Origin of the sequence: Allomesorhizobium camelthorni (assembly GCF_011045125.1) — a bacterium.
GTDB lineage: Bacteria > Pseudomonadota > Alphaproteobacteria > Rhizobiales > Rhizobiaceae > Allomesorhizobium > Allomesorhizobium camelthorni.
Window position 1 is genome coordinate 1 of record NZ_JAAKZF010000096.1, and the last position, 17,919, is coordinate 17,919.

13 protein-coding genes are annotated in these 17,919 nt (G+C 65.0%); 6 read left to right on the plus strand and 7 right to left on the minus strand.

All coding sequences use genetic code 11. From position 1 onward, the window contains the following. Nucleotides 1-244 precede the first annotated feature (244 nt). From G6N73_RS30770 to G6N73_RS30780, 3 genes are all read right to left on the minus strand, one after another. Nucleotides 245-538, minus strand: coding sequence for an SHOCT domain-containing protein (locus G6N73_RS30770; protein ID WP_165033734.1), 294 nt, complete (start codon nucleotides 536-538; stop codon nucleotides 245-247). Nucleotides 539-862: 324 nt separating this feature from the next. Then, a complete protein-coding gene (locus G6N73_RS30775; RefSeq protein WP_165033735.1) occupies nucleotides 863-4,045 on the minus strand; it encodes an efflux RND transporter permease subunit in 3,183 nt (1,060 codons plus the stop codon). Next, nucleotides 4,042-5,253 (minus strand): efflux RND transporter periplasmic adaptor subunit, encoded by a 1,212-nt coding sequence (locus G6N73_RS30780; protein ID WP_246252712.1) that lies wholly within the window; start codon nucleotides 5,251-5,253, stop codon nucleotides 4,042-4,044. Before G6N73_RS30780 ends, G6N73_RS30775 begins: the two co-directional genes overlap by 4 nt. A gap of 246 nt (nucleotides 5,254-5,499) precedes the next feature. Here G6N73_RS30780 and G6N73_RS30785 point away from each other — a divergent pair, with 246 nt between their 5' ends. From G6N73_RS30785 to copM, 3 genes are read left to right on the plus strand one after another with little or no spacing between them, the layout of a single operon-like run. Beyond that, nucleotides 5,500-7,977, plus strand: coding sequence for a heavy metal translocating P-type ATPase (locus G6N73_RS30785; RefSeq protein ID WP_165033736.1), 2,478 nt, complete (start codon nucleotides 5,500-5,502; stop codon nucleotides 7,975-7,977). Nucleotides 7,978-7,993: 16 nt separating this feature from the next. Beyond that, nucleotides 7,994-8,413 (plus strand): Cu(I)-responsive transcriptional regulator, encoded by a 420-nt coding sequence (gene cueR, locus G6N73_RS30790; RefSeq protein WP_165033737.1) that lies wholly within the window; start codon nucleotides 7,994-7,996, stop codon nucleotides 8,411-8,413. A gap of 47 nt (nucleotides 8,414-8,460) precedes the next feature. Next, complete coding sequence (gene copM / locus G6N73_RS30795; RefSeq protein ID WP_165033738.1) at nucleotides 8,461-8,838, plus strand: CopM family metallochaperone; 378 nt, start codon at nucleotides 8,461-8,463, stop codon at nucleotides 8,836-8,838. A gap of 419 nt (nucleotides 8,839-9,257) precedes the next feature. Here copM and G6N73_RS30800 read toward each other — a convergent pair whose 3' ends face one another. Both G6N73_RS30800 and G6N73_RS30805 read right to left on the minus strand, forming a co-directional pair. Next, nucleotides 9,258-10,070 (minus strand): ion transporter, encoded by an 813-nt coding sequence (locus tag G6N73_RS30800; RefSeq protein WP_246252713.1) that lies wholly within the window; start codon nucleotides 10,068-10,070, stop codon nucleotides 9,258-9,260. Between the two features lie 12 nt (nucleotides 10,071-10,082). After that, a complete protein-coding gene (locus G6N73_RS30805) occupies nucleotides 10,083-11,249 on the minus strand; it encodes a diphosphate--fructose-6-phosphate 1-phosphotransferase (protein WP_165033740.1) in 1,167 nt (388 codons plus the stop codon). 227 nt (nucleotides 11,250-11,476) lie between these two features. Between G6N73_RS30805 and gabT the strand changes: the two genes are divergently transcribed. Then, nucleotides 11,477-12,763, plus strand: a complete 1,287-nt coding sequence (gene gabT, locus G6N73_RS30810) for a 4-aminobutyrate--2-oxoglutarate transaminase (RefSeq protein ID WP_165033741.1) — start codon at nucleotides 11,477-11,479, stop codon at nucleotides 12,761-12,763. A 188-nt stretch (nucleotides 12,764-12,951) separates the two neighbouring features. Here the strand turns inward: gabT and G6N73_RS30815 are convergent, their stop codons facing one another. Continuing rightward, nucleotides 12,952-13,698, minus strand: coding sequence for a L,D-transpeptidase family protein (locus G6N73_RS30815; protein WP_165033742.1), 747 nt, complete (start codon nucleotides 13,696-13,698; stop codon nucleotides 12,952-12,954). Between the two features lie 251 nt (nucleotides 13,699-13,949). Here G6N73_RS30815 and G6N73_RS38115 point away from each other — a divergent pair, with 251 nt between their 5' ends. Together G6N73_RS38115 and G6N73_RS30820 are read left to right on the plus strand one after the other, a co-directional pair. Further along, nucleotides 13,950-14,072 carry a hypothetical protein gene (locus tag G6N73_RS38115; protein ID WP_281352999.1) on the plus strand — a complete coding sequence of 41 codons (123 nt, stop codon included), beginning with the start codon at nucleotides 13,950-13,952 and terminating at the stop codon, nucleotides 14,070-14,072. 100 nt (nucleotides 14,073-14,172) lie between these two features. Then, the gene (locus tag G6N73_RS30820) at nucleotides 14,173-14,796 is read left to right on the plus strand and encodes a LysE family translocator (protein WP_165033743.1); all 624 of its coding nucleotides are present in this window, start codon (nucleotides 14,173-14,175) and stop codon (nucleotides 14,794-14,796) included. 21 nt (nucleotides 14,797-14,817) lie between these two features. On the opposite strand, the gene G6N73_RS30825 is transcribed toward G6N73_RS30820, so the two are convergent. Beyond that, nucleotides 14,818-17,778, minus strand: a complete 2,961-nt coding sequence (locus G6N73_RS30825) for an autotransporter family protein (protein WP_165033744.1) — start codon at nucleotides 17,776-17,778, stop codon at nucleotides 14,818-14,820. Nucleotides 17,779-17,919: the final 141 nt, after the last annotated feature.

Here is a 17,919-nt window from a genome sequence, read left to right on the forward strand (position 1 = left end):
GAGGAGTGCACCATTGCTGACCCCCGTGATACCGGACCCATCTTCATCAAGTCCTCTTCGTCCCCGGCCTTCTCGCGCAAGACCGCCGCGCGCACCGTCTGCGCGGCAATTGGTCAACTCCTCAATGCCTTCACCCCGAGTAACGCTCAAACTACTTAGGAATGCCGGCTACAATCCAACCTAACATCATCCCGCTTTCGGTCTTCATTCGCACTCTTCAAATACCGCTGGGCATCGCCGGGAATCAGCCCAGCAAGCGGGCCTTCTGCGTCGCGAATTCCTCGTCGGTCAGGATGCCGGCCTTGTTCATCTCGGCGAGCTTCTGGATCTTGGCGATGGCCTCGTCGGTCAGGCCGGCGGCCGTCGGCGTGGCCTCGACCGGCGTTGCGGGCGGAGTGGGATCGGCCGCCGGAGCCGCTCCGGCCCTGGGGGCCGTCTTGCCCGCGACCTTTGTCGCCGTCGCGGTGATCAGCGCCGTGCGTGCGACGGTGGTGGCTGCACGGCCGATGACGCCAGGCTTGTTTCGTCTGAAAACCATGCTCGTTTCCTCGCTTGTTGAAAGCGCCTCCTGCCCTCAAGCGCATAGCGGATGCACGGAACCCGGCCAAAGCATACACGCAATGCGGGATGTTGGGAAATCAATCGAAGGCGATCGGAGCACCGGGATCGTCGGCAATGGGCTCAGCGGCTCATGCCGACTTGTGCCATCGCACCAAGCTGACGAGTGCTGGGCTGGCGGATCGCCATTCTAGCGGCCGAGATAGTTCACAAAGCGAAACCTGCGCGGGTGGCCGCGCAGGACCTAGCCGATTCTTTGTAGCCATTCGCCGGCATTTGCCGGCGAATGGCAGAAACAAAGCGCCTATTCGGCGGGTCTTTCCGGGGCCAGTTCGGCTCCGGCACCTTCCGGCCGCCTGCGCCGGAATGTCCTGCGCAGGGCGACGTAGAAGACGGGCGTCAGGAACAGGCCGAACAGCGTCACGCCAAGCATGCCGGAGAAGACCGCGGTGCCCAGCGACTGGCGCATTTCGGCGCCCGGCCCGCTGGCGATCACCAGCGGCACCACGCCCAGGATGAAGGCGAATGCCGTCATCAGGATCGGCCGCAGCCGCAGCCGGCAGGCCTCGACGGCCGCTTCGACGGCGTCAAGGCCGCGTTCCTCGCCCTGGCGCGCGAACTCGACGATCAGGATCGCGTTCTTGGCCGCCAGGCCGATGAGCACGATCAGCCCGATCTGCACGAGGATGTTGTTGTCGAGCCCGCGGAAGGCGACGCCCAGCATGGCGCCCAGCACGCTGAGCGGGACGATGAGCACGATGGCGAAGGGCGTGATCCAACTTTCGTACAGCGCGGCGAGCGCCAGAAAGACGAACAGGGTCGACAGGCCGAAGATGAAGACCGCCGTGTTGCCGGTCTGGCGCTCCTGGAAGGCGAGTTCAGTCCATTCGAAGGAGGTGCCCTGCGGCAGCGTTTCGGCTGCGATCCCCTCCATCAGGTCGAGCGCCGTGCCCGTGGCGACGCCCGGCGCGGCATTGCCCTGCAGCGGCACGGAGACATACATGTTGTAGCGCTGCACGAGCGAGGGACCGGTGACGTCGCGGATCTCGACCAGCGTGCCGAGCGGCACCAGGTCGCCGGCGGCCGAGCGCACTTTCAGCTTCAATATGTCGTCGCGATCGATGCGGAAAGCCTGGTCGGCCTGCGCCCGCACCTGGTAGACGCGGCCGAAGGCGTTGAAGTCGTTGACATAGGCGGTGCCTAGATTGATCGACAGCGTCTCGAAGATGTTGGGGATCGGCACGTTCAGCATGCGCGCCTTGTCGCGGTCGATCGCCAGGAAGAATTGCGGGCTGGAGGCCGAGAAGGTGGTGAAGACGCCCATCAGGCCGGGCGTCTGGTTGGCCTTGCCGGCGATGTCCTGGGCCAGCGCCAGAATCGGCCGCATGTCGGCGCTGTTGCGCTCCTGGAGCATCATCTTGAAGCCGCCGGAATTGCCGATGCCCCGCACGGGCGGCGGCGGCAGCGCGATGATGAAGGCCTCCTGGATGCTTTGCAGGCTGCCGAACAGCGTGCCGATGATCTTGTCGGAAGTATCGCCGCTCTCGAGCCGTTCCTCGAAGCTCTTGAATGGCGCGAAGATCACGCCGGAATTGCTGGCGTTGGTGAATGTCGCGCCGTTGAATCCCGCAAAGGCGACGGCGTTGGCGACACCCGGCGTATCGCGGATGATATCCGACGCCTTCTGGATGACCGCGTCCGTTCGCGCGAGCGAAGAGCCTTCCGGCAATTGCACGACGACGATCGCATAGCCCTGGTCCATGTTCGGGATGAAGCCGCGCGGCACCGTCTGCAGCATGTGATAGGTCGCGTAGAGCAGGCCCGCGAAGACGAGCAGCATGGCGATGAGCGCCAGCGTCGTGCCGACCAGCCTGTGCACCAGCCACGCATAGCCGTCCGCCATCCTGTCGAACCCGTTGTTGAAGCCGTTCGCCAGGGCGCGGCCGAACCGTGCCAGGAAGAAGTTCGAATGTTCCTCGCTGTGCGGCTTGAACAGCACGCCGGCCAGCGCCGGCGAGAGCGTCAGCGAGTTGAATGCCGAGATCGCGGTGGAGACCGCGATGGTGATGGCGAATTGCAGGTAGAACTGGCCGGAGATCCCGGGGATGAAAGCTGCGGGAACGAAGACGGAGATCAGCACCAGCGAGATCGCGAGGACCGCGTTTCCGACCTCATCCATGGTCTTGTGCGCGGCGGCGCGCGGGGCAAGCCCCAGCCTGATGTTGCGCTCGATATTCTCCACCACCACGATGGCGTCGTCGACGACGATGCCGACCGCCAGCACCAGCCCGAACAGAGTGAGCATGTTGAGCGAGAAGCCGAAGGCGAGCAGCACGGCGAGCGTGCCGATCAGCGACACCGGTATCGCCACGATCGGCACGATCGCCATGCGCCACGACTGCAAGAACACGATGATGACGATCACCACCAGCAGGATCGCCTCGGCGATGGTGATATAGACCTCGTTGATCGATTCGGCGATGAATTCGGTCGGATTGTAGATGATCTCGTAGGCCAGCCCCTCCGGGAAATCCTCCGAAAGCTCCGCGATCGTCTTCTGGATTTCTTCCGCCGAGGCCAGGGCATTGGTGCCCGGCCGCTGGAAGATGCCGAGCGCCACCGCCGCCTTGTTGTTGAGATAAGAATTGGTGACGTAGTCCTTGGCGCCGAGTTCTATGCGCGCCACGTCCTGCAGGGAGATCAGGCGGCCGTCCTCGGTCGATTTGACGATGACGTAGCGGAAGTCGCGCGCGTCTTCGAAGCGCCCTTGCGTGGTGACCGTATACTGGAAGGCCGAGCCGTCGCCGATCGGCGGCGCGCCGATCGAGCCGCCCGACACCTGGACGTTCTGGTCGCGCAGCGCCTGGACCACGTCGCCTGCGGTCATGCCGTAGGCGGACAGCTTTTCCGGGTCGAGCCAGACGCGCAGCGAATATTCGCGCTCGCCGAAGATCTGCACGTCGCCGACGCCGTCCAGTCTCAGCAGGACGTCGCGCACGCGCGAGCGCGCATAGTTCGAGACGTAGAGCTGGTCGTAGGTGTCGTCGGGCGACAGCATATGGATGACCATCATCAGGTCGGGCGAGCTTTTCGCCGTGGTGATGCCGAGCCGGCGCACCTCTTCCGGCAGGCGCGCTTCGGCGATCGAGACGCGGTTCTGGACCAGTACCTGCGCCGCATCGAGATCTGTGCCGGGGCGGAAGGTGATGGTGAGCGACATCGAGCCTTCGCCGGAGGAGTAGGACGACATGTAGAGCATGTGCTCGACGCCGTTGATCTCCTGTTCGATCGGCGTCGCCACGGTCGCGGCGACCGTCTCGGCGTCGGCTCCCGGATAGGAGGCGCGCACCACGATGGTCGGTGGCGCGATTTCGGGATATTGCGCGACCGGAAGCTGCGTGTAGGCGATGCCGCCGACGATCACGAGCACGATCGACAGCACCGCCGCGAAGATCGGGCGGTTGACGAAGAAATGGGCGAAATTCATTGCGTCTGCTCTTCGGTTTCCGCCCTGGGCGGCAAGGTGGTCATCTCGGGCTTGACGGTGACGCCCGGCCGCACCCGCACCAGCCCGTTCACCACCACCGTCTCCTCGCCGGTGAGGCCCTCGCGGATGACGCGGTAGCCGTCGATGCGCGGACCGGTGCGCACCGGCTTGGCCGAGATCAGGCCTGCCTCGTCGACGACGAAGACGATGCGGCGGTTCTGGTCCGCGCCGATCGCCTCGTCGGGCAGAAGCACGCCCGGATGCGGCAGCGAGCCTGGCACATTGATGCGGCCGAACATGCCGGGCTGCAATATGCCGTCCTTGTTGTCGAAGCGCGCCCTGACCCGCATCGTGCCGGTCGCCTCGTCCAGGCGGTTCTCGGCGAAGTCCAGCTTGCCCTTGAATACCGCTTCGCTGCGGTCGGCGACACGGACGACCACATCGACGCCGCCGGCGCCCTCCTGCATGACGCCGCCGCGCTCGCGGGCGTCGCGCGCATAGGCGAAGTAGGCCCGCTCGTCGATGTCGAAGTAGAAGTTGATCGGATCGATCGAGACGATGGTGGTCAGCACGGTCTGGTCGGCTTGCACCAGATTGCCCGGCGAGACGAGCCGGCGGTCGGCCCGGCCGGAAAACGGCGCCCTGATCTCGGTGAATTCGAGATCGAGGCTGGCGTTTTCAAGCGCGGCCTGGGCGCCGTCCAGTTGCGCCTGCGCGGCAAGATATTCACGGCGGCGGTCGTCCAGCGTCGAAACCGGTATGTTGCCTTCGCGCGACAGGGTCTCGGCGCGCTCGAACTGCATCTTGCTGAATTCGACAAGGGTCTTGGCCGAATCGACCTGCGCCTGCGCCTGGTTCAGCGCAGCCTTGAACGGCCGCTGGTCGATGGTGAACAGGAGGTCGCCCTGCTTTACCAGCATACCGTCCTGGAAGTGGACCTGTTCCAGGTAGCCGCCGACGCGAGAACGCAGCGAAACCTGGTCGACGGCCTCGAAACGGCCGACGAACTCATCGTCCTCGACGATATCCCGCACCACCGGTTTGGCGACGGTGACGACGGGAGCGGGAGGCGCTTCCTGCGCCTGTGCGGTTGGGGCCGCGAGCGAGCCGATCGCCGCGAACAACGCGGCGGCGAGCCATTTTGCAAGGACGTTTCTACTGGAGGGGGCGGCCAGAGAATCGTGGCGGATACGTGCAGTATGAACCATGGTTACCCCTCGTAATTGGTTCCCTTCATGCGAAGTCCGTAACATCTAGGTAGCGGGTGTGCACCGCACAAATCAATCTTTTTGAAGTGACCACCACAACCGACAGCTTGCTGCCATCTGCCTGGAGCGGCCGGCCATTCGCGCTATTTCTCCTTTTTCGCGGAATGTTGACGCCGCCCATTGACCTTCCAGTGACTGGAAGCCCTAGCTTGCGGCCACTACATTGGAACGACTTGAGGAAGCAGCATGGATCACGGACACGCCCATCATCACCATTCGCATGAAGCGCCGGACGTGCCGACCCGCGATCCCGTCTGCGGAATGACCGTCGATCCTGCAGCCGGCAAGCCGTCCGCTTATTACGGCGGTCATGATTATCATTTCTGCAGCGCTTCCTGCCGGGAAAAATTCGTCAAGTCGCCGGAAACCTACCTGGAGGCGGTCGACCCTGTATGCGGCATGAAGGTCGATCGTTCGACGGCCAGGCATTTCGCGCGCCATGAAGGCAAGGGCTATTATTTCTGCTCGGCCGGATGCCAGAAGAAATTCGAGGCCTCGCCGCAAACCTATCTCGGCGACCGTCCGGCGCCCGAGCCAATGCCGGCCGGAACCCAATATACCTGCCCGATGCACCCGGAGATCGTCCGCGACAAGCCCGGCTCGTGTCCGATATGCGGCATGGCGCTGGAACCGATGGGCGTGCCGACCGGCGAGGAAGGGCCCAATCCCGAACTGGTCGATTTCACCAGGCGCTTCTGGGTCAGCGCGGCTTTGTCGATCCCGCTTCTCATCCTCACCATGGGACCGATGCTCGGGCTTCCGGTCCGCGACCTGTTTGGCGAGCGGGTGGCGGTCTGGATCGAACTCGCCCTGGCGACGCCGGTGGTCCTGTGGGCGGCGCTGCCGTTCTTCCATCGCGGCTTCGAATCGATCGTCAACCGCAGCCCCAACATGTGGACGCTGATCTCGCTCGGCGTCGGCGCGGCCTATGGCTACAGCGTCGTCGCGACGCTGTTCCCGGACGCGTTTCCGCATTCCTTCCGTGGCCATGGCGGCGTGGTGCCGGTCTATTTCGAGGCGGCGAGCGTCATCGTCGCGCTGGTCTTCCTCGGCCAGGTGCTGGAACTCAAGGCGCGCGAGCGCACCGGCTCGGCCATTCGCGCGCTGCTCGACCTTGCGCCGAAAACCGCGCGCCGGATCGGCAAGGACGGATCGGAAACCGATGTGCCGCTGGACGAGGTCCATGCCGGCGATCTCTTGCGCATCCGCCCCGGCGACAGCGTGCCCGTCGACGGCGTGGTCAGCGAAGGCCGCTCGTCGGTCGACGAATCCATGATCACCGGCGAAGCGGTGCCGGTCGAGAAGACCGCCGGCGACCGCCTGACCGGCGGCACGCTCAACAAGAACGGCACGCTGGTCATGCACGCCGAGAAGGTCGGCGCCGACACCGTGCTCTCGCAGATCGTCGAGCTTGTCGCCAAGGCGCAGCGCAGCCGGGCGCCGATCCAGGGCCTCGCCGACAGGGTCTCGTTCTATTTCGTGCCGGCGGTGGTCCTGGTCGCGATCGTTTCCTTCATAGTCTGGGCGATCTTCGGTCCCGAGCCGAGCATGGTCTTCGCGCTGGTCTCGGCGGTTTCCGTGCTCATCATCGCCTGCCCCTGCGCGCTCGGCCTGGCGACGCCGATGTCGATCATGACCGCGACGGGCAGGGGCGCGCAGGCCGGCGTGCTGATCAAGGACGCCGAAGCGCTCGAGCGCTTCGCCAAGGTCGACACGCTGATCGTCGACAAGACGGGAACGCTGACCGAAGGCCGGCCGGTGCTGACCGATGTCGTCGCCGCGGAAGGTTTTGACGAAAACGAAGTGCTGGCGCTCGCCGCCGGCCTGGAAAGGGCGTCGGAGCATCCGCTCGCCGAAGCCATCGTCGAGGGCGCGAAGTCACGCGGCGTAAAGCTTGCCGAAGCCTCCGACTTCGACGCCGTCACCGGCAAGGGCGTCAAGGGCACAGTGACCGGCAAGGCGGTGAGCCTCGGCAATGCGATGATGATGCAGGAGGCCGGCATCGACGACGCCGCGCTGACTGGACGCGCCGATGCGCTGCGCACCGACGGCAAGACCGCGATGTTCGTCGCGGTCGGCGGGCGGCTCGCAGGCATCGTCGCGGTCGCCGACCCGGTCAAGCAGACCACGGCCGAGGCGATCGAAGCACTGCATCGCAGCGGTCTGAAGATCATCATGGCGACCGGCGACAATGAGCGCACGGCGCGCGCAGTCGCCGCAAAGCTCGGCATTGACGACATCCGCGCCGACATACTTCCGGAAGGCAAGAAGACGCTGATCGACGAGCTGCGAGCCGCCGGCGCGCGGATCGCCATGGCCGGCGACGGCGTCAACGATGCGCCGGCGCTGGCCGCCGCCGATGTCGGCATCGCCATGGGCACCGGCGCCGATGTTGCCGTCGAAAGCGCCGGCATCACGCTGGTGAAAGGCGATCTCAACGGCATCGTCCGGGCCCGGACGCTGTCGCAGGGCACGATCCGCAACATCAAGCAGAACCTGTTCCTGGCCTTCGTCTACAATGCGGTCGGCGTGCCGGTCGCGGCCGGCGTGCTTTATCCGGTGTTCGGCACGCTGCTCTCACCGATGATCGCGGCGGCCGCCATGAGCCTGTCGTCGGTCTCCGTCATCAGCAACGCGCTCAGGCTCCGCACCATCAAGCTCTGAAATCTCGAGGAACATCATGAACATAGGCGACGCATCGGAGCGTTCGGGCCTACCGGCCAAGACGATCCGCTACTACGAGGATATTGGCCTCCTGAAGCCCGGCCGCTCCGGCAACGGCTATCGCCATTATTCGACCGCCGATATCCACCGGCTGAAATTCCTGCAGCGTTCGCGCAGCCTCGGCTTCTCGGTCGAGGAGTGCCGGCAGCTTCTCTCGCTCTACGGCGACAGCCATCGCGAAAGCGCCGACGTCAAGGCCATCGCCGAGGTCAAGCTCGTCGAGATCGACTGCAAGATCGCCGAACTCGTCGGCCTGCGCGAGACGCTCAGGCACCTCGTCGACCATTGCCACGGCGACGAGCGGCCCGAATGCCCGATCCTCGACGGCCTGTCCGCCGAGGAAGACCAACCCGCCAACCAATCGACCACGCACTGAAACACGTCCCGGCAGCGGCCGCGAAAACCCGACCACCAGGAACCTTCATGACCAGAATCGTCTCAGCTCACTTCGCCGCCGCGTTTCTTGCCCTCGCGCTGTCCGGCCCGGCGATCGCCCAGACCGACCATGGCGGGCACGCGACGACGGATGCTGCCGCGCCCGCCACGGATGCGACGACGGCCTACAAGGCGGCCAACGAGAAGATGCATGGCGCGATGTCTTCAATGGAATATAGCGGCGATGCCGACATCGACTTCGCGCGCGGCATGATCCCGCATCACCAGGCGGCGATCGACATGGCCCGCATCGTGCTGGAGCACGGCAAGGACGCCGAGATCCGCAAGCTCGCGGAAGAAATCATCGAAGCGCAGGAGCGTGAGATCAAGCAGCTCGAGACCTGGCTGGCGGTGCGCGCCAAGTGATGGGTGGGGGCGGGTGATCGCATTCCCTTACTGGCGCCAAGCGCCCTCGTGGTTCGACAGGCTCACCATGAGGGCTACTGGAACGCCCTGCTCCCAACCACCAGCGTCTCAGGATAAACCGCCGGTCCTCATGCGGGCTACTGGAGCGCCGCACAGCCCAACCAACACCGCAGGAAAGACGCAGCGAACCCCGCATGAGGGCTACTGGAACGCCGCCCCCGCCAACCACCAACGTTTAGAATAAACTCCGCCGTTCCCAACGCGAAGCTCCAAACCCCAACACGAAGCTTCCAACGTTGCAGGGTAAGCGCGGCGAGCCCCAAACCCCCTCATGGTGAGCCTGTCGAACCACGGGGTTTGGGGCCAGCGCCTGAGCTTGCAAGGCTAGGCCGGATGAGGGCGGCATTCTCCCCAACACATCAGCCCGGCCTCGTAGGCTCCTTGTGCTTCTTCGCCTCCCGCTGCCGCTGGATGGCGTCGCTGAAGGCGGCGGCGAGGATGCCGGTCGGCATGGCGATGAGGCCGATACCGGTGATCGCGGTCAGGCCGGCCAGAAGCTTGCCGATCACCGTCGCCGGGACGACATCGCCATAGCCGACGGTGGTCAGCGTCGCGATCGACCACCACATCGCCCGCGGTATGCTGCCGAACACGGCCGGCTGGGCGTCGCCTTCGACGATGTAAAGCAGCGTCGAAGAGGTCAACAGCAGCATGCATGCGGTCGCCAGGCTCATCAGCAGTTCATAGCGGCGCGATTTCACCGCCTCGGCCATCGCGCGGATCGCCGAGGAATAGCGCCCGAGCTTGGCCAGCGAGAGGATGCGGATCAGCCGGAACAGCCGCAGGATCGATGTCTCATTGCCGAAAAAGGTCAGGAACAGGGTCGACATGGCCAGCAGATCGATGATCGCAGGCAGCGAAAAAATATAGCGGAGAGTGCCGCGCAGCCCGCCGCCATAGGCAGGGTTTTCGGCAGACGTCCAGACCCGCGCCAGATACTCGGCCAGGAAGACGCAGCCGAACCCCATCTCGGCGGCGAAGAACCATTTTTCGTGGCCCTGATGTATCGCCGGCTCGCTTTCGAACACGGCGACCGCCACGGCCAGGCAGATCACCACGACGATGAAGCGGTTGAGCGGCGACAGCCCGGTCTTGTGCCAGGCGGCCGGCTGCAGGTTGCGGTACAGCCATTTGCGCAGGCCGACGATTTCATGGACCGAAATGTCGCTCATCAAATGGCGGCCTTAAACGAACGGTTTGCCGACCTGGTATTTTGCCGGCACGAGCCGCTTCAGATAGGCCATACCCGTGTCCGAAAGCTGGTTGGCGTCGGGCTGCATGAAATCGTCGGGCATGTGGCGGGTCTTTCCCGCGACGGCGTCGAGCGGAACCTGGCGCATCACCGTCATGCCGCCCTCATGTTTCAGTGCAACCGAGCCGCCGCCGCGCGCCGCCACTTCGACGGCGAAGACGCCGGCCTCGAACGCTTCGCTGGAATCCGTGCTGTTGATGGCGCCGACATAGCCGCGTGGCAGATATCCGAGCGCGTCGACCCGCGCCCGCTTGCCGGGCAACCCTTCGGCGAGCGCCCGCTCGAAGGCCATGTTCAGATCGCTGCCCGACAATTTGATGTTGCCGTGCGCGTCGCGCTCCAGCCGGTCGGGCGGCACCAGGCTTTCGACCAGCGCGCGGCCGTCCTCGGTCGTCACGCCCTCGGAGACCGCGACTATGCAGCGTTTGTGGCGGTCGAGGGTCATGCGCACGTCGTCGATGAAACGCGGCACCGAGAAGGCGCGCTCGGGCACATAGACCAGATGCGGGCCGCTATCCTCGTCGGTGCGCCAGGCCGCCGCCGAGGCGGTCAGGAAGCCGGCATGCCGGCCCATGACGATGCCGACATAGACGCCGGGCAGCGCGCGGAAATCCAGATCGACGCTCAGGAACGCGCCGGCCACGAATTCGCCGGCCGAGATGAAACCCGGCGTGTGGTCGTTCTCCATCAGGTCGTTGTCGATGGTCTTCGGCGCGTGGACGAAGGCGATCGATCCGCCCGACGCGTCGGTCAGGATCTGCTGCGTGCCGGACGTGTCGTTGCCGCCGATATAGATGAAGGCGTCGGCGCCTTCCTTCTTCAGCCCGGCCAGCACCAGATCGCAATAAGCGGCGTCGGGCTTGTCGCGGGTCGAGCCGAGGGCAGCACCCGGCGTAGCGCCGATGAGCCTCAATTGCTCCTCCGGAATTTCGGAAAGGTCGACGTAGTCGCCATCCCTGATCCCGCGAACGCCGTGCCGCGAACCCAGCACTTTTGCGCCGGGATGGCGGCGGCGGATTTCGAGGGTGGCGCCCACCACCGTCTGGTTGATCACGGCGGTCGGCCCGCCGCCCTGGGCGATCACGAATTTTGCAGCCATGTCGCGTCTTTCCCCGGCTTGTTTCGCCTATCATTGGCGCTTCCGCGGGCCTTGCGCAACCTTGTGAACAAATTCTGCGCGGTCTCGCCATGCCTGCAGCGCTAACCGCCTGTGCCCATTCAAAGTTTTCCGTGTCATATACATGGACAGGGCCGAAGTTTATCCTCCAAGCCGGCTGAGCGGCGCGTTGCGGCCGAGCGGAACACGATTTCATTCAAGAGGTTGAAATGACAAACAATTCATCGCTTCAGGCGCGCCGGGTCGCTGCCGTGCCACGCGGCGTCGGCACTGCCTATCCGGTGTTCGCAAGCCGCGCCGAGGGTTCGGAACTATGGGACGTCGACGGCAACCGCTACATCGATTTCGCCGGCGGCATCGCCGTTCTGAACACCGGACATCGCCATCCGAAAGTGATCGCGGCGGTGCGCGAACAACTCGACAATTACACCCACACCGCGTTCCAGATCGTGCCCTATGAGCCCTATATCGCGCTCTGCGAGCGGCTGAACGCGCTTGCGCCATTCTCCGGCGAGGCGAAGACCATCCTGTTCTCGACCGGTGCCGAAGCCGTTGAAAACGCTGTCAAAATCGCACGCGCCGCGACCGGCCGCCCGGGCATCATCGCCTTCGGGGGAGGCTTCCACGGCCGCACCATGATGACCATGGCGCTGACCGGCAAGGTCGCGCCCTACAAGAAGAAGTTCGGCCCTATGCCCGGCGGCGTCTATCACCTGCCGTTCCCGATCCCCCAGGACGGCGTCATCGTCGCGGACACGATGCGGGCGCTGGACCTGCTGTTCCGCGCCGACATCGAGCCGGCCCATGTGGCCGCCATAATCATCGAGCCGGTGCAAGGCGAGGGCGGTTTCCACCCGGCTCCCACCGAACTGTTGCAGGCTTTGCGCAAGGTCTGCGACGAGCACGGAATCCTGCTGATCGCTGACGAAATCCAAACCGGGTTTGCGCGCACCGGCAAGATGTTCTGCATAGAAAACAGTGGCATAGAGCCCGATCTGGTCACCATCGCCAAGTCGCTCGCCGGCGGCTTTCCGCTGTCGGGCGTCATCGGCCGCGCCGCGATCATGGACGGTCCGGAGCCCGGCGGCCTCGGCGGCACCTATGCAGGGAGCCCGGTCGCATGTGCGGCGGCGCTCGCCGTTCTCGACGTCATCGCCGAAGAGCGCCTGATCGACCGCGCCAATGTGCTGGGCGAGCGGATAAAGGGCGAACTGTCCCGCATCGCGCAGCGCAACGACACGGTTCCGATGGCGGCCATCCGCGGGCCGGGAGCCATGGTGGCGTTCGACATCGTCAGGGACCGCGGCGACGCGGACCCGGACGCCGACGCCACGAAGCGTGTGACGCAGGCCGCGCTCGCCGAAGGGCTGGTGCTGCTTTCCTGCGGCGTCAACGCCAACACGATCCGCATCCTGATGCCGCTGACCATCTCGGACGCGGTCCTTGCCGAGGGAATGGCCAAGCTGGAGAAGGCGCTGGTTGCGGCGAACGCGTGATGGGCGGCGCTTTTCTCCTGCCAGCAGGTAGCAATCACATGCCCCCTCCACCACGCTTCGCGTGGTCCCCCTCCCCCGCTTCGCAGGGGAGGATCCGGCGGCGCCACTGCTGATCCTCCCCCGTTTACGGGGAGGGGGACCGCCGAAGGCGGTGGAGGGGGCAGCGGTAACCGATGAAGAGTTCGAGATTACATCACCACGATCGGCGTTTTTCCCGAAACGCGGTTATAGAGGTCGATCACGTCCTGGTTGATCATGCGCACGCAGCCTGACGATATGGCCTGCCCGATGGTGTGCCATTCGGGTGAGCCGTGGACGCGGAAGCCCGTGTCCTGGCCGTCCTTGAAGATGTAAAGCGCGCGTGCGCCGAGCGGGTTGTCCAGCCCGCCGGGCTGGCCGCCGCGCCATTTCTCCAGTTCCGGCCGGCGCGCGATCATTTCCGGGGGCGGTGTCCAGGTCGGCCACTTCTTGCCGTACTGGATGTTGGCCCGGCCCGACCAGACGAAACCGTCCTTGCCGATGCCGACGCCGTAGCGGATGGCGTCGCCGCCCGGCTGAACCCAATAGAGATGGCGCTCCTGCAAATGGACCACGATGGTGCCGGGCTGCTCGCCGGTCGGATCGACGACGATCTGCCGGCGAAATTTCGGATCGACCTTCTGGAACGGGATTTCCGGAAGAACGTATCCCTCGTCCGTGAACGAGGCATACATCAGTTCCGGCCGCGTCACGTGGCTGTCGACGCTGATGCGCGGGCGGATCGTTCCGGTCGTGAACTCGTCCACTTCGAGCGCCGCAAGATCGAGCGAGCGCGAACAGCCGGCGGTCCCCAGCAAGGCGGCGGAGCCGATCGCGAGCATCGCTTCGCGGCGCGACAGGCGATCGGATTGTGCGGGAAAAACTGCGGATTTCGGCGACGCGGGAGACTCGGACACGGGGCAACTTTCACGATTTGAGCAAACGCGCTTTGGCACCCGCAGCGGACCGCGATCCAAGCTATCCCGCATTTTCATCAATCATGGTTGAGAAACCGTGAATCCGTAAATGCCTTATTTTCCAAGACGTTGGTCGGGGATAGGTCGACGAGGCTGAGCCAAGCGGCCGCCTGCGACACCGCAAGACCTCCATCCCGACACAATGTCGGCAAGAGCCTTTTTTACCGTGGCTGGCTGACAGTGAGGGGATCATGGGCGCGACGTTGAAGACCGACTTGGCGCTCGTGTGCGCCGCTCTCCCGGCGGCTGCATGCGCGCCTGGAGCCGATCTCAGCGTCGCCGAGATCGTCGACATATTCGCGAGGGCTTTCTGATGCCATGCTCCGAAGCCGCGCCGCGCGAAGCGCAAACTTCGCCCTTTACATCGCCGCTATGGCAGGGATTTATCCTTTCCTTTGAGCAAAGGAGACTTCCATGCCGATTGAAACCTGGGCAGCCTTCGCCGCGGCAACATCCGTCCTCCTGATCATACCGGGTCCGACCATACTGCTGGTCGTCTCCTACGCGCTCGGGCAGGGCTGGCGCACCGCGCTGCCGGTCGCGGTCGGCGTGGCGCTCGGCGACTTCACCGCCATGACCCTGTCGATGCTCGGCATCGGCGCGCTGCTGGCGGCATCGGCCACGGTCTTCACCATCCTGAAATGGATCGGCGCGGCCTATCTCATCTATCTCGGCGTCAAGCTGTTCAGGGCCGGCGGCGCCTTGCGGGCCGATCCGCGCACCGGGGCGGTTTCGGCCGTGAAGATGCTAGGCCATGCATGGCTGGTCACCGCCCTTAATCCCAAGAGCATCACCTTCTTCGTGGCGTTCCTGCCGCAGTTCCTGAACCGCGAGGCGGACTTCTTCACCCAGATGCTGATCTTCGAGGCGACCTTCCTGATCCTGGCCTTCGTCAACGCCTTCGGCTACGCGCTGGTGGCGGCGCGGGCTCGCAGCCTTGTGCGCAATCCGAGGGCGATCGGCATTTTCAACCGGACCGGCGGATCGCTGCTTATCGGCGCTGGCATCGCCACCGTCGCCATGCGATCCGGCAACTGAACGCTCTCGCCCGCCCTGCTTCTACCATTTGATGCTGAGGCCGATATTGCCTTCGAGAATGCGCGTTCTTTCGCCGTCGAGTTCGGTGGTGAAGTCGCCCGTGGCGAAGATGCTGACATTTTCGGTGACGTTGGCCACGATGCCTCCGCCGGCCTCCAGCAAGGTGCCCTCGAGTTCCGTCGCAATGACATTCGGACCGAAGGAGATGCTGTCGGTTGCGCCGAACTCATGCCAGAGATTGGCCTTGAGATAGGGCTGCAGTTTCATCTCGCCGAACATCATCTCGCCCTGCAGGCGTACGCCGAGCCGGCCGGTCACCGCATCGTCCAGATCGAACGAGACTGTCGAGAACCTGTCCTCCTGATCGTCGAAGGACAGATGCTGCCATATGAGCTGCGCCTGCGGCTCGAGCGTCCAGCCCTCGGTAAGGGCGATCGGGTAGCCGCCCTCGAGGGAAACGGCGACGCCGCTTCCATCAAGGTCGATGCCGACGCCGCGGCTGGATGTGGCGCTGCCGTTGAACCAGGTTCCCATGGCTATGCCGTCCAGATACCAGCCGGTCGGGCCGATATGCGTCCAGTAGGCGCCGAAGCTGGTTCCGTCGAGATCCATCTCGCCGACCGACAGGTCGTTCCAGCCGAGCGCCTGGCCGCGAACGTCGCCATCCATGCGGCTGTGGCTGACGAACAGGCCGGCGCGGTCGCGATGGCCTGAAGCGCTTTCCCAGCCGAACAGGTCGGCGCCGGCCTGGAAGCCGAACAGGTCGCCGTCAAAAGACGGAGCCACGGTTCCAGACCATTTCCTCTCGAAATCCTGCCCGAAGACGCGGCCCCAGACCACCGGCAGGAAATCCTTACCTTGCAGTAAAGCCTGCTCGCCCCGGCGTTCGTGGAACGTGCCCAGATTGCTCAGCGCCAGATGATGGGCGACCGGCGCAACCACCGAATAGGTCGGCACTTCGATGCGGTAGAGCGGGATTTCCGCCGCGATGACAGCTGTCGCGCCCGGGGTCGGCGGCGCTGGTTGAACGGGCGGCGGCAACGGAGCCGGGCCGGTTTCCGCCGGTGTCGGCACAGGCAAGGGTGGAGGCTCCGTGGGCGGCGCCGGAGGTGGCGGCGGCGGAGCGAGCGGAGGCGCCGGCGGTGGCGGAGGAGGCTGCACTGGCGCCGGATCCCCAGGCTCCACCGGAGGCGCCGGGTCGACCGGATCCGGATTGCTTGGCGTGGGCTCAGGCGGCAGCGGCGGCGGGGGCCCAACCGGCGGCGGTGGGGGAGGCGTCGGCTCCGGCGGAATCGGGTCGGTCGGAGGAGGCGCCGGTTCAAGCGGGTCCGGCGCCGGAGCGGGTTCCGGCGGTGGCACAGTCGGGCCAGGCGGCGGAGCGACCAGCGTCGAGCGCAGATACCAGTTTTCCGTCGTGCCCGAGGTCACACCACCCTTGAACAGGAAATATTCGAACGCGCCGGCGGCCACCGGGCCGTTGAGCGCGAAGGCGCCGCTTGCGGTGGTGGCGCCATTCAGCGCCTCGACCACCATGATGCCATCCTGCACCGTGGAATCGCCCGCGCCACCGACATTGACGATGCCCATGCCGGTCGTTCCGGAGGCGGTTCCACTGTGAATCACGAGCTTGTCGGATTCAGATGTGTCGTCGCCAAGCACGGTATTGAGGAACAGCAGGCCGCCGTCGCCAGTATAGTCGCCGACGATGGTGAAAGTATCGGTCGTGCTGTCGCCGCCATTGGTCAGGTCGATGCGACCCGCATTGACGACATTGGCGAGTTGTCCCGCCGTGAAGGCGGCGATCGAGCTGTTGGCGCCGCCGCCGAAAAGCGTGCTCGTGGCGTCGACGTTGAGCGAGCCCGTTCCCGTGCCGCTGTCGCCGAGTAGGAGGTCGCCGTCGAATGTGAGCTCCGTGTCGTTCGTCGCGTCGACCGTCTCCCAGTTCTGGAGGCGGGCTATCCCGTCCATCGAAACGTTCTCGAGCGTGAGGCCGTCCACGCCAAGCCCGCCGGTTATCGCGTCGGTCTCACCCATATTGGCGTTGGTGAGGTTGGCGAGCGTGGCGATGTCGTCGTCTCCGCCCAGATCCACCGAACCATAGATGATGCCGCCGCCGTCCCAGGTGAACGTATCGGTCCCGAAACTCGTCAGTACGCTGCCGCCGACGGATCCGCCGGTGACAGTCACGCTGTCGGTGCCGCCGCTGACGCTGATGTTTCCGCCGATGGTTCCGTTGGAAAGGATGATCGTGTCGTTGCCGAAGCCGGCAACCAGATTGCGGTCGATGGTGCCGCCCGACATGTCGAAGAAATTGTCGTCAAGCTTCATGTTGACGCGGCCGATGCGGCCACCGGTCATCACCGCGTGGTCGCCGTCCTCGAAGAAGTCGATGATGCGGCCCCCGGACATCGTGAAGGTGTCGAGATTGTCGCCCTGGCTAAGCGACTGGATCACCCCGCCGCTCATCTGGAAATCGTCGGTGCCGCTGCCCTGCTGGACATTTCCGGTCACCGTGCCGGCGAGCATCTCGAAGCGATCGTTATCCCCGCCCTGGTCGACGGTTCCGTTGATGGCGCCGCCATCGACGGTGACGCAGTCATCGCCCGCGCCCTGGCTGATATCGCCGATCTGGCCCCCTGACTCCACTGTCACGCAATCGCCGCCGTCGCCCTGATCGACCGCACCCAGAATTGTCCCGAAGACATTGAGCGTATCGTCCCCCGCTCCCTGCGCGAGTTGGCCGCCTTGGAGGGTAGCGCCGCTGCGTATGGTGGCGGTATCGTTTCCCGCGCCCTGGTCGAAGGCGCCGGTTACGGAAGCCGCAATGTCGAGCGTGTCATTTCCGTCGCCCAGGCTTGCGTCGCCTGTGAAGTCGGCGTTTATGATCAGCGTCTGGGCGCCCGCCCCTCCGGTGACGGTCGCAGCACCGCCGCCGGCGCCCGTAAGACTGCCGTCGATCTGCAACGTCGTCGCGGCGGCCATGGTCACGCCGGATGTGGCGAAGCGCCGTGGAGGCAAGCATCAAGGCCGAATGGGCCGTCAAAATACGCCGCATCAGATGTGCTCAGACAAACCGACGCCCCCCGCGCTAGCCCCCAAAATGACACGACATCAACACATTTG

Bases quoted from the DNA above. Each gene is read 5' to 3' on its own strand.
- G6N73_RS30770 (WP_165033734.1), bottom strand. From the start codon at position 538: ATGGTTTTCAGACGAAACAAGCCTGGCGTCATCGGCCGTGCAGCCACC.
- G6N73_RS30775 (WP_165033735.1), bottom strand. From the start codon at position 4,045: ATGAATTTCGCCCATTTCTTCGTCAACCGCCCGATCTTCGCGGCGGTG.
- G6N73_RS30780 (WP_246252712.1), bottom strand. From the start codon at position 5,253: ATGGTTCATACTGCACGTATCCGCCACGATTCTCTGGCCGCCCCCTCC.
- G6N73_RS30785 (WP_165033736.1), top strand. From the start codon at position 5,500: ATGGATCACGGACACGCCCATCATCACCATTCGCATGAAGCGCCGGAC.
- cueR (WP_165033737.1), top strand. From the start codon at position 7,994: ATGAACATAGGCGACGCATCGGAGCGTTCGGGCCTACCGGCCAAGACG.
- copM (WP_165033738.1), top strand. From the start codon at position 8,461: ATGACCAGAATCGTCTCAGCTCACTTCGCCGCCGCGTTTCTTGCCCTC.
- G6N73_RS30800 (WP_246252713.1), bottom strand. From the start codon at position 10,070: ATGAGCGACATTTCGGTCCATGAAATCGTCGGCCTGCGCAAATGGCTG.
- G6N73_RS30805 (WP_165033740.1), bottom strand. From the start codon at position 11,249: ATGGCTGCAAAATTCGTGATCGCCCAGGGCGGCGGGCCGACCGCCGTG.
- gabT (WP_165033741.1), top strand. From the start codon at position 11,477: ATGACAAACAATTCATCGCTTCAGGCGCGCCGGGTCGCTGCCGTGCCA.
- G6N73_RS38115 (WP_281352999.1), top strand. From the start codon at position 13,950: ATGGGCGCGACGTTGAAGACCGACTTGGCGCTCGTGTGCGCCGCTCTC.
- G6N73_RS30820 (WP_165033743.1), top strand. From the start codon at position 14,173: ATGCCGATTGAAACCTGGGCAGCCTTCGCCGCGGCAACATCCGTCCTC.
- G6N73_RS30825 (WP_165033744.1), bottom strand. From the start codon at position 17,778: ATGGCCGCCGCGACGACGTTGCAGATCGACGGCAGTCTTACGGGCGCC.